The following is a 12,197-nucleotide window of genomic DNA, read 5'->3' as shown; positions in this document are numbered from 1 at the left end:
CAGACTCATGGTTTCCATCGGTCGAATTCTGATGTCGAGGGCCTGATCACAGATTCGCTTCGGGCGGCAAAAGGATGTCGGCGGCGCGGCGGCAAGCGGATCGTCCGACTCCCATCCGATCTCGCCGGAGAAGCCGACCTGCGGTGTCGCCCGAAGCGGTTCTCCGGCCGGGTTGCGACGCTTTTACGCTCCACGGACCACCGACGTGCATTTCGGTTGCCTCATCAAGGACTTCATGCCTAACGTCGTTGCTTCGACGGGTCGGGTGACGAAGGATTTGACTCGTTGGGTGCAGATGACGCGACGGCTGAACCGGGCCTGCCGTACTTCTGCCTGACGACGTCGGGCTTGCCACCCGGAGAGGCCTTCGAGCGATGGCGCACGCTCCTGGCGCCGATGTACGAGGTCAGTCCGACGACGCGCTCCGCCGTCCTGCCTTTCGGCACCAACATCGCGTACCCGATCGACGACCTCGTCGCTCATCGCACCCTGCTCTCGACCCAGCGGCTCCAGCGCGATCGCCGACGTGTCGATGCCGGGTCCGACCAGTACACCGTCCAACTCTACCGGTCCGGCCGATTTCAGGGCACCGTCGCGGGAAAAGCGATCGCGGCCTCGGCCGGCACCGTGACCTTCATCGGCCGCCGTCACCTGCTCGATGGCATGCTCGACCGCGCCGATACGACCGGCATCGTCGTCCCCTGCGCCCGCCTCCATGGGTTGCCGCTGGAAGATCATGAGATGCTCTTCGATGCGGCCCGCAACCGGTTGCTCTCCGCCCGCATTCTGGACCTCTACCGCCGCTTGCCGACCACGCGCCTCGACGACGCCCCGGCTCTCGCCGTCGAGTTCGTCGGCTTCCTGCGCCGCCTGCTCGATCCCTCGCGGGCCAAGGACGTGCTCGAAGGCCGCGACCTCGACGGCGGCCTGATGGCGCTGGCCAGGATGATCGTGCAGGAAAACCTGTCCCGGTCCGATCTCTCGCCCGCCTTCATCGCCGGACAGATGCGGGTCTCGCGGGCCACGCTCTACCGGCTGTTCGAGCCGGAAGGGGGCGTGATGCACTTCGTGCAAGGCGAGCGCCTGAAGGCCATGCGCGACGTGCTGGCCGATCCGATGGAGACGCGCACCCTTGCCCGTCTGGCCGAGGTCTTCGGCTTCAGCAGTGCCTCGCAGCTCAGCCGCAGCTTCCGCAACCGCTTCGGCGCGCCACCCCAGGCCTGGCGGGGCGAGCGCCGGGTGGTCCAGCAGACCAGCGGTCAGGGGACGGTGCAGCACGTCTGGAAGTGGCTGCGCGAAACGCGTTGAGCTATACATACGGGTGTGCCGACGGGATCGACGCCGTAAGACGGCGGCCGCATCCCCCTCGCACCGGTCCGGCCTTCGGTTAGGCCCCGGCGGATACCCTGGACGATGCCTGCCGAGGGCGTTTCGTGCCCGGAAGCAGGTTGGCAGAAATCCATTCCTCACGGACAGGAGCCCCGTCCGGGTTGACGTGTGCCCTCTTATGTAACATCGTTTGCTACATGAGACGCGATAGCCGCCTGTCCGGCATTCTCCACGTATTGCTCCACATGGCCGAGGAGCCGGGCCCGGTGACCTCCGAGGTGCTGGCCGCCGCCATGCAGACCAATCCGGTCGTCGTGCGCCGCATCATGGCCGGACTGCGCGAGGCGGGCTTCGTCCGGTCCGAGCGCGGGCACGGTGGTGGCTGGACGATCGCGCGCGAACTGCACGAGATCACCCTTCGCGACATCTACGTCGCGCTCGGTTCGCCCGCACTCCTCGCCATCGGCAACCGCACGGAATCGCCGGGCTGCCTCGTCGAGCAGGCCGTGAACGCAGCCCTCGATACGGGCTTCCGCGAGGCCGAAGCGCTGCTGCTGGAGCAGTTCGGCCGCGTCACCCTCGCGGCCCTCAGTGCCGATTTCCATGCCCGTCTCGCCGCACGCGGCGGCACCCTTACCCTGGAGCAGGCCCATGGCATTTGACGTGATCATCGTGGGGGGCAGCTTCGCCGGCTTGTCGGCGGCGACTTATATCGCCCGCGGGCGACGCTCGGTCTGCGTGATCGATACGGGCAACCCGCGGAACCGCTTCGCGGCGGCCTCCCACGGCTTCTTCGGTCAGGACGGAAGCGACCCCCGGGCGATGATCGCGCAGGCGCGCGCGCAGCTCGCAGGGTACCCGCAGGTGACGTTCGTGGCGGGGGAGGTCGTGGACGCCCGCGCGGGCCAGGACTTCACCGTCGTCCTCGCGGGTGGAGAGACCCTGCACGCCGCCCGCCTCGTCCTGGCTCACGGTATCTCGGACGTTCTGCCGGACCTGCCCGGCCTTGCCGAGCGCTGGGGCAAGAGCGTCCTCCACTGCCCCTATTGTCATGGCTATGAATTCGCGGAGCGGAATCTGGGCGTGCTCGCGGTATCGCCGATGTCCGCCCACCAGGCTTTGCTGATCGCCGAATGGGGACCGACGACGCTCTACCTGAACGGCGGGGATAGGCCCGATGAGGCAACGCATGTCCGGCTCGTCCAACGGGGCATCGAGATCGAGCCGGCTCCGCTGGTCGCTCTCACGGGCGACGGCGATACGTTGTCGGGTGTGCGGCTCGTGGACGGCCGAACGGTCGGGGTCGATGCACTCTATGTCGCACCGCGTTCACGCTTGAACAGCCCGCTCGCGGAACGTCTGGGTTGCGCGCTGGACGAGGGACCGTTCGGTCCGGTCATCCGCACGGATTCCAGCAAACTGACGACGGTGGCGGGTGTCTACGCTGCGGGCGACATCGCCCGCGCCCCCCATAGCGTGAGTTGGGCCGTGGCGGACGGTGTGACGGCGGGCGTTTCCGTGCACCAGTCCCTCGTCTTCGCAAGCCTGGCTGCCTGACCCCGTGCGGATGCTGTCGCACCTGCTTTTCACCTAACCCCGCCGTAGAGCGGACGGACGGGTTCCGGCCCATGCCAGCCATGGAGACCGCCGTTCCAAACTGGAAAAGAACAACACGGTCACTCCATTGCGTGGATAGCCAGAGACCCTCTCGGCGAGGAGCTTTCAGCGCAAAGGGTGGGTCCTGGTTCGCCGCATGTGGGCTTTTCGCTCTCTGGGCATCGATCCGGCCCTTCATGCCAGCCCATCGTCATGGCCCCCGAGAAACCGAGCTCCCGGGAAACCGAGGGGAGCCAAAGGTCCTGAGCGGGACCGGTCGGGGCGGCGCGTGTCGTCCGCTCGCTCGGTCGCTCTGCTGCGTGGTGGCCGCGCCAAGGGCTTGCTTCACGGCGGAGGACACGCGGTCAATTTGAGAAAAGACCGCGACGATCCGGCGGTCTTAAGCGAACCTTTGCCTTGTTCTGGCCTCTGGGGGTAGGAGACGTCGCGTTCCGAGGGGCGATCACCCGTGACCATACGGCCTCAACCATACCACGACGGCTCCGCGACGGAGGCGTCCCGCCTCGACGGCGCCACCGGCCCGGAACGGCTGAGCCCGAAGGAGCAGGGGGTACTGAGCCTTGCCCTGCGCAAGGGAAGCGGCAACCCCGTCGACGATCTCCTCGCCGCCTCCGAGGCTCCCTCGCGCCAGATGGCGCTCCCGCTCTGGCTGCTGCTGGTCGGGCGCGACGCGGTTCACAAGCGGTGGGGCATCGTGACGGGGGCGGGGCTCGTCTGGACGGCGTTCGGCCTCGCGCTCGTGATCGACGCCTTCGACGGGGCCCTCCACATTCCCGACCGCTGGTTCGGTCTCCTCCTCGTGTTCGAGGCGGTGGGCTCGTTCGTCCGCGGCCTCGTCGCCAGCGGCGCCGCGCGTCGGCTGCGCCTCCTCAAGGCGGTGCTCCTCCTCGTGGTGGCGGTGCTGACGATGCTGGCCTCGCCCGCGAGCACGTTCCTGCTCGCCATGCTGTTCGGGGCCGCCTTCCTGTTCGATGGCCTGTCGCGCTTCGCACTCTCGAATGTGCTGCGCTTTCCGGGCTGGCGCCTGTCGGCGGCGCACGGGCTGTTGGGAGTCGCCCTCGGCATCGTCACGCTGCAACCCTGGCCCACTTGGTACGCCGGCACGGTCGGGTTCTGCATCGGCGCCTTCCTGATCCTGAGTGGGATCAAGGTGGCGATCCTCGGGCTGCGGTTGCGGCGCCCTCCCGTGGCGCCTGGACAAAACTTGGCTCCCGAGCCGCACTTAGTTCCTGAGCCGCCTTTGGCCGGGACCGGCCCGGAAGCGCTGACCGTCCATGTCTGGACGCCGACCGGAACGGCGTCGATCCCGGTCCGGCAGCGCCTGGTGCACCGCTACGTCATCTCGGTGAACGGGCACGGCCACATCTCCACCGGCCATGCCGCCCTGGAGCTCGGCGAGCCGGGCGAGGAGGGGGCGCTCTATGTGAGCCACTACCCCGCCGTGGAGATCGACCGCTCGCCCGACCATCTCCGCGCGACCCTGCGCGCCGGCCCGGAAAACGACGTGCCGGGCCGCTTCCTGCCGAGTTACCGCGAGGAGGCGGACGATTGGTGCGAGGCCACCGTGACGGTCACCCTCCACGGAATCGACGGCGCGCGCCTGAGGCGCTTCTGGGCCGCCTATCGTCGCGACACGACCTACAACCTCGTCGCGCGGAACTGCTCGACGACGGTGGCCTGTGCCCTCGACGCCGCCGTCGAGGGCGCGTTCAACCGGAACGGCAAGCCGTGGCGCACCCTCGCCCAGGCGGCGATGAGCCCGGAATTCTGGGCAGCCGCGCTCCTGCGCAACGGTGCGGGCGCGATGACATGGACGCCGGGTCTCGTGCTCGATTATTCGCGGGCGCTCAGCGCCCTGATCGATCCCGTCTCGCCGGTCCAGGCGATCGGCTGGAACGGCGTGAAGCGGCGGCTCCTGCGCAACTGGCGCGCCGAGGCGGTGGCGCGGATGCGGAGCCTCGCCCGACGGCGGTCCCCGGCCGCGTAGGCGGCAGGACGGGGGTGGGTCGGTCTGACATCCGATGGGGACGACTAGACCTCGGAAGGTTCGGGCGACCCTGGCGCGATGGGGATATGCAGATCCCCATGGTACCCAGCCACAGCGTCGTCGTTTCAGCGTACCGGAGCGACAAGAACCGCTTCCGCCGGTCGGTGACGACGGCCGGGTTCCATTCCTGCCGCTCGACGACCTCCACGTCGTCCGCCGCCATGGCACCGGCCGCCGGCCTTTCTCACGCACACGTCCTGGCGAACCGTATCGTATCAGGACGCGGATCAACGATGGCGGGTGGATAGAGCCGGCGCTTCCGCGTTTTTCCGGGATGTCGTTGATGGAGTGGTCGAAGTCTGACGGATGGTACCCGTCCTGAGTGTCCGAGATGGGTGGAGAGTGGACTCTGGCCTCTCGCCCCGAAGCGGACGTTCCGCCTCTAATACTGGGCGTGGAGGCTCAGCGAACGAGGAGCTGTGATGACAATTCGTACCTTAAGCCGTCTGGGCCGATTTTCCGAACATACGTGACCAGACGCCACCCACTATAGCGGATTTGTCAAGATCATGAATGTCCTGACTGTAGCGGCCGGTATAAAGCTCCACAATCATTCTATCTCTATCTCTACCGGAAACCTTAAATATAAATTTCACTGTATATGGGCGATTCGCCAAAATCTCAGAAACTTTCTCGATTGTGCAGTGAAGAAGTGGGAATCCTTCGGTCTTAACGGTTATAGTCTGGCCTAGGCTAAACTTAGGATCGAACTCGAACTCGGCAATTCCACTTTCCAAAGATAGGCTGACGATCCGTGCGGCGTGGTAGCGAGCACCAGGACCAACGATATGTGCAGCCTCGTCCGTGGCGAAGCTCTCAGACAATGGGCGGGGCTTCTCGAAGCAGATGAGCGCAGCAACCATCAGGACAACGATGTTGATGACAGCCCAATATGCGGAGACGACTGAGAACTCCCCCTCGCCGATGCGAGACCATTCTGGCACGATGTTCACTATGAGGCCGAGCGCGGTAACTGCGATCAAGATCGCAATAGAGAAAAAGGTGTAGGCGTCGAATTCTGAATCCTCGTTGCCCGAGCCTTTGGGTGTGACCTTGAATGGTACCCCAAATGGCTTGACAAGGCTTGAGATCACCACTGGCAGCATGCGGAATGTGGCGAATGCTCCTACAGCACTGGAAACCAGGGGCAGATAGCGGGTTGGCGTGAGCCATCCCATCAGTAGAAAGTAGGCCGCTAGCACAGGAACTTGATAGTAGATAATATCCTCAGTGCCCGTAAAGAAAAGCGGTGCCGTGCCGGTCCATAGGTAAACTGCGGGAACGAGAAGTATTACAAGACGGACCGTGTATTGCACGAGCCATGAGAGCGGAATGAACATAATACGCTGAAAAAGATTTAGTCCCGGCCCCCGAAGTGGCCCGTTATGCAGGTAGATCGTCTGGATTCCACCCCGGCACCAGCGGCCTCGCTGCACGAAGTAGCCCTTCAGATTTTCCGCGGCGAGGCCCATTGACAATCGTTCGTTGAGATAGCGGGTCTTATAGCCCTTATTGAGCATCGATAGGGTAGTCAGAAGGTCTTCCGTGATTGAGTCATGCGGGAACCCGCCGATAACCTCCACAGCTGCTCTACGAGCAATAGAGCATGACCCGCAGCAGAAGCTTACATTCCATGCATCGCGGCTTGCTGCCATCTCGTCGAAGAACAGTCGCTGCTCATCGGGCCAAACCTTCTCCAAGCTCAGATTTGATTGTACTGGATCCTTGTTGAAGAAGTGCTGCGGCGTCTGAACAATGCCAATGGTTGGATCCTGAAAGAACGGTACAGTGCGTCGCAGGAAGTTCCGGTATGGCACAAAATCTGCATCAAAGATGGCGATGTAATCCCCGCGCGAGACTTTCAGCCCGTTGTTCATGTTGCCCGCTTTCGCGTGCGAATTATCCGGCCGAGTGACGTGAATGACGCCCTTCTCCTGGCAGTACTCGCGCAACCAGCCCCTTCGTTTGTCATCTAAGACATAGATGGTGAGCTTGTCCTTTGGGTAATCGAGGGCTAAAGCGCCGATGATTGTCCGTTCGAGCACATCGAGCGGCTCATTGTAGGTCGGGATGAAAACGTCAACGGTGGGGAGGCTCGCCGGGTCCTGAGCAAAATAATCTCGTTCCATGCGGTCCGCTTCCGTACTGCGGTCCACATATCGCCCCATCGTCACCAAGAAGATGAGAATGTCGGCGAACGCCCCCAACTCAACACAGAATACGAACCACGTCCAGAAAAAACTAAAACTGTAATCCAGAGGGTGCGGCAAGACAGTCGCAGTGAAGCGCCACCAAAGGTAGCGCACCGCTATGGCTAGAACAAACGTGCAGGTGACTGCTCTAGTCCACGTTTTATTTCGCGGCCAGTTCAGTGTAAAGATGAAGAAAAAGGCAGCAACGAGTAGCGTCGGTGCGAGGACTAAGTAATACTGAACCACAGGCTCTTCACCCAATGCAGCATTGGAATATTATTGCTAGCGCGCGCGATGCGTACCTGTACGGTTCGGCCTACCTGACAGAAATTGGCATAATCCGTTTGCATCTCACTCTTTGCCAAGGCAACGCGAATGCGCGCACTCTTGCCGCGGCTGACTGGTGGAACAGCTGCAAGTGTGACCTCCTCGACCGCCGCACTTGCGCCTCGCACTGAGACAACCTTTCCTGGGATCACTTCCGATGTTCCAAGCAGGCGGACCTCTGCGTCCTCGCCGGGCTTGATTTCATCGTAATCCACCTCATTGACCAGGATATCTACGAAGAGATCGCGGCAATCGAGCAGGCGCATCAGCTCGTTGCCCGCAATGACGTTCGATCCAGCTACAACATTGTTGCGCCAAATTACTCCCTGGAAGGGCATTTGCACGGGGGAGTACGTAAACCGATCATTGCGAGTTCGTTCAATGACCAATTGTTTGCTCAGCTGCTGGATTCGAGCGCGCTCTGTTATCGCTTGCGCCTCTACGTTAGCCATCTGAATCATAATTTCATCGGTACGCTGCTGGCTGTACGGTACATCGTTCCGTCCTTCGCCCACGAAGGTGCCCCGCTTTAGTGCTTCCAGCTGGTACCCAAGGCGATCAAGTTCGGCCTTTGCGATAGTACCCTCGTTACTTGCTGAAATTGACGCAGCACGCGCTTGTTCGACGGAACTGTTCGCCACTACACCCGTTACACCTAAAGTCTGCTTACGACTTAAATCGGCGTCCGCCGACACTTTATTTGCTTGAGCTGTGCTAATCCGCTGCTGGCGAATAACAATCTCTTGCTGAATGCTTTGGATACTCGCCTTTTGATACTCTGCAAGTCGCGCTACAAGCTCCTTCTTCATCTCGGCTAGATGGCTCAACTGTGACTCTAGCGCCTTTAATTTTTCGCGCGACGCACCAAGATCAGCGTCTAGTTGAGCTTCGGCCGTCCGAGCAATGCGCATGTTGTGGATTTGAAAGACTTCAGTACCCTCCGGTAGCGACGTTCCCACTTTTGGAGGAGTATCGGAGATAACGCCTTCAATAGGCGCAGAGACGAGTGTGAAGCGAGCGTTCACCGTTCCATCAAGGCTGGTGTGCCCGGTTAATCTCGGGAGCACGGCAAGAATAGCGGCACCGAGTAAAAGGATTCCAACGAAAATGCGTACTGTTCGGCTGTTCCAGTTCATTTGCGATTCCTAAGGAAACCAATGATTACGTAGAACCGACTTCCCATTCGTTTAGGTGAATACTCAAATTTAAGCCAAACTCGATTTCTTGTCCTGTAGGTTCGGAGGCAGTCATCTGGCGTGGGATGGCGAGCAGTTCTTAGCGCCTGGAGAGCGCTGCCTGCCCGTTTCGCCCGTTCAGTTTTGATCGAGCAGCGGGTATGCCGCTTCGATATTATCGAGCAAGCTGCGGGATGCCTAGGGGCTGAGCACGGGTAGGACCGGAAGACGATGACGACTGCAAGCTTAATAGCCAACGTGTAGTTGCGCGTCGGCTTGTCGTCGCGCTGGGCGATGTGACGGAAGACCTAAAAACGCCTGCCTCGGAAAAAGTTCCTCAGTCATGTGGGCTTTGCCGCTGATAATTTTGAAGAACGGGCAGTCACTAATCCACCCAACCCGGCCGTACCTTCTGTTTCACCAAGCTGCCTGGAGGCGGACCTTCTCAACGTCTGCAAAGGGTCGAAAGCGGACCCTGCGGCAAGTACCAAACGTCAGATGTTCCCCACTAGATCGATGTAGCCCGGTTCAAGTTGTTGTTCCAAAGCTTTACCTCGTCCTGAGGCGCCCGCGTCAGCGGGCCTCGAAGGAGCCCTCCAGACACCGAAGCGGTCCCTGGATGCCTCCTTCGAAGCCGCTACGCGGCACCTCAGGATGAGTAAGATCTTGGACAAGCAAATGAAAATAGGCCCTCGGCATAGGCATCGAGGCTGAAGATGCGTCTGTGCAAGTCCATGCCGAACAACTGAGATTGCGCATCATCGGCCTATACCCTTGGCTCGGATGACAGGGAGAGCTGTGTGGTCCCGCCGCCCGGCCGTTCGCCTCAGTGCGCCGGGCGGGTCGCGGCCAGCGCGCGGGAGATCGCCAGCATCACCGCCAGTGTGTCTTCTTCGTCCTGCTCGGCGCCGTGATCGCTGAGCTTGACGATCACCGTGCCGGTCTGGCGGTTGATGTAGATGTACTGGCCATAGACGCCGATGGCGGAGATGTCGTCGTCGCCCTCCGGCACGTGCCACCATTGCGCAGAGTAGGGCCAGCCGTCGACATCCCTGCGGGCCGGGGTCTCGATCCGCTCGATCCAGCGCGGGGGAACGATGTTCGTGCCGCCGACGCGGCCATGGTCGGCCACCATCAGCCCCAGGCGGGCGAAGTCCCGCGCCACGGCGTTGATGCAGCAGAAGGCCTTCTCCGTTCCCCCCGGCCGGTCGAGATTCCAGGTCGCGTTCGCCTCTGCGCCCATGGGCTTCCAGATCGCGTCCGAGAGGAGGTCGGCCAGGGGCTTCTTCTGAACCTCCGCGAGGATCAGGCCGAGGATCTCGGTGTCGATGCTGCGGTATTGGCCCGTGCTGCCGGGCTTCGACGACAGGGTGGCGTGGTCGCGCACGAAATCGCGGATGTCGCGGGTGAGGTACATGCCGGCGGTCCCCACCAGGGGGTTCCACGGGTCGTAATTCTCCGGCACCGCGAGTCCGCTCGTCATGTCGAGGAGGTCGCGGACGGTGATGCGGCCGAAGGCCGGCTCGCCCCGCAGATACGGCAGCAGGGTCGCCACGTGGTCCGTCTCGGCGAGCTTGCCCTCGGCGATCGTCTGCCCGACCAGCAGCGAGACCACCGATTTCGCCACCGACCAGGACGGGAACAGCGTCGCCGGCCCCGAACCGTGGCGGTACCATTCATGGACGAGGACGCCGTCCTGGGTCACCAGCAGGGCGTTGGTGTGGGTCGCCTCCAGCATCTGCGCCAGGGGAACATTGTGTCCCTTCCAGGGGACATGGCCGAGAATCGCGCGGGGCCGGGCGGGCAGGGCGCGGGACGAGGGCCCGGCCGCCACCGGACGGCTCGCGAACCAGGTGCCGACGGAGGAGGGCTCGACGATGGCGAGGGCCGCCAGGGTGACCGGGTTCGGCACGCCGAGCAGCGGCCCGATGGCGGCAGCTATCCCACCCAGCGCCCCGGCGCAGATCAGCGCCCCGGCGAGCCAAGGCCGACGGAAGCGGGGCCGGAGGCGGTGCAATCTCGACATGACGCTCGGTACACCTCTTGGCCGGCCCCGGCCGCCGGCGGAGCCCCGTCCTTCAGTGAGGCGCGGTCTGGCCCGAAGCGAGGATCGTCACCCCGACGGCGATCACCGCGATCCCGATCATCATCGGCAGGGTGATCGGCTCCTGGAACAGGAGCGCGCCGCCGACCGCCGCGCCGACCATGCCGACCCCGGCCCAGATCGCGTAGACGATCCCGATCGGCAGCATGTTCATGCTGTTCGACATCAGCCAGAACGCCGTGCCGTAGCCCAGCACCACGACGATGGTCGGCAGCGGTTTGGTCAGGCCGTCGGCGGCCTTGAGGGCGAGGGTCGCCGTCACCTCGGCGCTGATGGCGAAGGCAAGGAGGAGGTAGGGGTTCATCTGCGAGGCGTCCGTGCGGGGGCAGGCTGAAAGCGGAATCCGTGGCCATCCGCATGGCGATGTCCGCGTCATGTCCGAGGCCGGTAGCGGAATCGCGCGGTACGGCCACGGATTTCAAAAGCACGGGGGCCGTTAATTTCGCGTGTCGGATGGCGCACGAAGGCCCGTCCGATGGCGGTCGAAACCGGGTGCGCGTGGCGGTGACGGTCTGCCGTTTTGGCACAACTGGTCCGGGCGGCCCGCGCCGAATTGGAAAGTCTGCCCGTCGATCGAGTCTTGCTCCGCTCGGGGTCTCACGGCACAGATTGGTCACAGACTGCGCGAGATTCTCCCTGGCCTTCCGGGACGGGAGAATCCGTGAGGAGCGTTCCGGCATGATCATCGTCACCACCGAAACCATTCCGGGTTGCACGGTCCGCGAAGTGCGAGGCCCCTGTTTCGGCGCCGTGGTCCGCAGCCGGGGCGCGGTCGGAAATTTCAGTGCCGGCCTGCGCTCCCTCGTCGGGGGCGAAGTCGGCGAATACAGCCGTTTGATCGAGGAAGCGCGCGGCCAGGCCATCGACCGCATGGCGCAGAACGCGGCTCAGCTCGGCGCGAACGCCGTCCTGACGATGCGGTTCGACTCCTCCGAAACCGACCAGAACATGATGGAGGTCGTCGCCTACGGCACCGCCGCCATCGTCGAGCGCAACGCCTGACCGCCGCATCCCGCCAGGTCGGGACGTTCATCCCTATCGCCTTGACAAACCTCGGGTTTCTGGCGGTGAGGCCCCATCACGTTCCTCTTCTCCCACGACGGAATCCGACACGATGCGCACGACCCTGACCGCATGTCTCTTCATCGCCCTCACGGGTGCCGCCCTTGCCCAGCAGGTGAACGAGCCGCCGATCCAGAGCCCGCAGGACGCCGCCTGCCGCGAGCAGGCCAGGGCGCAGGTGTTCAGCGCCGCCAACCCGAGCAATCTCAGCCTCTACGACCTCGGTTCGCAGATCTATCACGCCTGCATGGCCAGCTATCACACCACCGGCCCGAACCCGGACCGCAAGGAGCGCCGTTTCTGACACCGCACGCTTCCCGCGATTCCGGCCGCCTCCCGTTCCC

At 63.2% G+C, this 12,197-nt stretch carries 10 protein-coding genes; 6 read left to right on the top strand and 4 right to left on the bottom strand.

Translation table 11 applies throughout. The annotated features are described in order from the left end of the window. Positions 1 to 285: 285 nt before the first annotated feature. The 4 genes from ASF32_RS12425 (at position 286) to ASF32_RS12410 (ending at position 4,933) form a co-directional block, all read left to right on the top strand. Complete coding sequence (locus ASF32_RS12425) at positions 286 to 1,308, top strand: helix-turn-helix domain-containing protein (protein ID WP_244483632.1); 1,023 nt, start codon at positions 286 to 288, stop codon at positions 1,306 to 1,308. A 218-nt stretch (positions 1,309 to 1,526) separates the two neighbouring features. Further along, entirely contained in the window at positions 1,527 to 1,991 is a 465-nt protein-coding gene (locus ASF32_RS12420; protein WP_056428528.1) for an Rrf2 family transcriptional regulator, read from the top strand. Then, complete coding sequence (locus ASF32_RS12415; protein ID WP_056428525.1) at positions 1,981 to 2,886, top strand: NAD(P)/FAD-dependent oxidoreductase; 906 nt, start codon at positions 1,981 to 1,983, stop codon at positions 2,884 to 2,886. The genes ASF32_RS12420 and ASF32_RS12415 overlap by 11 nt, the downstream gene beginning before the upstream one ends. Positions 2,887 to 3,394: 508 nt before the next feature. Next, positions 3,395 to 4,933 carry a DUF4105 domain-containing protein gene (locus ASF32_RS12410; RefSeq protein ID WP_244483631.1) on the top strand — a complete coding sequence of 513 codons (1,539 nt, stop codon included), beginning with the start codon at positions 3,395 to 3,397 and terminating at the stop codon, positions 4,931 to 4,933. A 497-nt stretch (positions 4,934 to 5,430) separates the two neighbouring features. Here ASF32_RS12410 and ASF32_RS12405 read toward each other — a convergent pair whose 3' ends face one another. The 4 genes from ASF32_RS12405 to ASF32_RS12390 all read right to left on the bottom strand — a co-directional run bounded on the left by ASF32_RS12405 (position 5,431) and on the right by ASF32_RS12390 (position 11,095). Continuing rightward, the gene (locus ASF32_RS12405; protein WP_056428522.1) at positions 5,431 to 7,431 is read right to left on the bottom strand and encodes a glycosyltransferase; all 2,001 of its coding nucleotides are present in this window, start codon (positions 7,429 to 7,431) and stop codon (positions 5,431 to 5,433) included. Continuing rightward, a complete protein-coding gene (locus ASF32_RS12400) occupies positions 7,413 to 8,648 on the bottom strand; it encodes an HlyD family efflux transporter periplasmic adaptor subunit (RefSeq protein WP_056428519.1) in 1,236 nt (411 codons plus the stop codon). Before ASF32_RS12400 ends, ASF32_RS12405 begins: the two co-directional genes overlap by 19 nt. Positions 8,649 to 9,513: 865 nt before the next feature. After that, entirely contained in the window at positions 9,514 to 10,713 is a 1,200-nt protein-coding gene (locus tag ASF32_RS12395) for a serine hydrolase (protein ID WP_056428517.1), read from the bottom strand. 52 nt (positions 10,714 to 10,765) lie between these two features. Beyond that, positions 10,766 to 11,095 carry a multidrug efflux SMR transporter gene (locus ASF32_RS12390; protein ID WP_056428514.1) on the bottom strand — a complete coding sequence of 110 codons (330 nt, stop codon included), beginning with the start codon at positions 11,093 to 11,095 and terminating at the stop codon, positions 10,766 to 10,768. Positions 11,096 to 11,469: 374 nt separating this feature from the next. On the opposite strand from ASF32_RS12390, the gene ASF32_RS12385 reads away from it, so the two are divergent. Together ASF32_RS12385 and ASF32_RS12380 are read left to right on the top strand one after the other, a co-directional pair. Continuing rightward, the gene (locus ASF32_RS12385) at positions 11,470 to 11,793 is read left to right on the top strand and encodes a YbjQ family protein (RefSeq protein ID WP_056428511.1); all 324 of its coding nucleotides are present in this window, start codon (positions 11,470 to 11,472) and stop codon (positions 11,791 to 11,793) included. Between the two features lie 112 nt (positions 11,794 to 11,905). Continuing rightward, complete coding sequence (locus ASF32_RS12380) at positions 11,906 to 12,157, top strand: hypothetical protein (RefSeq protein ID WP_056428507.1); 252 nt, start codon at positions 11,906 to 11,908, stop codon at positions 12,155 to 12,157. The last annotated feature ends 40 nt before the right edge of the window (positions 12,158 to 12,197 follow it).

The sequence above is a fragment of the Methylobacterium sp. Leaf91 genome (genome assembly GCF_001422815.1).
Classification (GTDB): Bacteria; Pseudomonadota; Alphaproteobacteria; order Rhizobiales; family Beijerinckiaceae; genus Methylobacterium.
The sequence above is the reverse complement of the archived record's forward strand: the minus strand, read 5'-3'. Positions and strand labels throughout refer to the sequence as shown.